Source organism: Micromonospora sp. LOL_024 (genome assembly GCF_048060415.1).
Taxonomy (GTDB): domain Bacteria; phylum Actinomycetota; class Actinomycetes; order Mycobacteriales; family Micromonosporaceae; genus Micromonospora.
The window spans coordinates 1-824 of sequence record NZ_JBHMIS010000163.1 but is presented as its reverse complement, the minus strand read 5'-3'; the positions used below and the strand labels follow the sequence as shown (position 1 = coordinate 824).

General features: G+C 67.1%; 1 protein-coding gene. It reads right to left on the bottom strand.

Translation table 11 applies throughout. The features are described 5' to 3' along the window. Positions 1-128: 128 nt before the first annotated feature. The coding region (locus ACFHWY_RS28710) for a Ku protein (protein ID WP_416583359.1) at positions 129-824 on the bottom strand (696 nt) is incomplete at its 5' end.

The window sequence follows — 824 nt, the reverse complement described above, 5'->3', positions numbered from 1 at the left end:
ACTCCCCATCCTGGGCATCACCAACACTCCGGACACCCACGGAACTTGATTAAGCCCTGCCAGATCATCGCCCTGATGTGGTGCGCGCCGATTCGGCATGAGCAGGTTGCGGCGTTTCGATTCCGGCGTTACGCGGCCTTGGTGGCGCGGCGTCGACGCGGCGCGGGCGGTTCCGCCGGCTGGCCTCCTGCCTCGGATGGCGTTCCCGCCGGTCGGGCGTCTTCCACCTGCGGTGAATCCGTCGCGTCGCTTGGACCGCCGTCGATCTTAGCGGAGACCAACTCCAGCACCGCGGCGCGGTAGTCGTCCCGCTGGCCACCGGGGTCGAACCGTTTGGTCATCGCGTCAACGAGAGAGGTCGTCCGGGCGAGTTCTGGGGCCGGCACCGCCACCGGGGCGGACAGGAAGGGAAACTCCGGCACGCGTAGCTCGTCCGGCCAAAACATGGTGTGCAGCATGAGCATGTCACCGCGTACCCGGATTGCCGCGAGGCGCTCCACCTGACGGAGCGCCACCCGGGCGAGGGCCGTCCGCCGGCTGTCCCGCAGTGCGTCCCGCAGCAGCGTGTACGGCAGCACGGCCACATCGTCCGGATCCAGGAAATACGTCCGGTCGTAGAGGACGGGGTCGATCTCGTCGGTACGGACGAACCGGCCCACCTCGATGGTGCGCAACGTGGGCGGTCGCAGGGCAGCCAGTTCCTCGTCACTGACGAACAATCGCCCGTCGTCGACTTCGTACCCCTTGGCGACGTCCTCGTAGGGTACGTATTCAGCTTGAGGTGAGTCGCCGGCCGGATGTCCACTCTGGTTGATCGGCTGGCA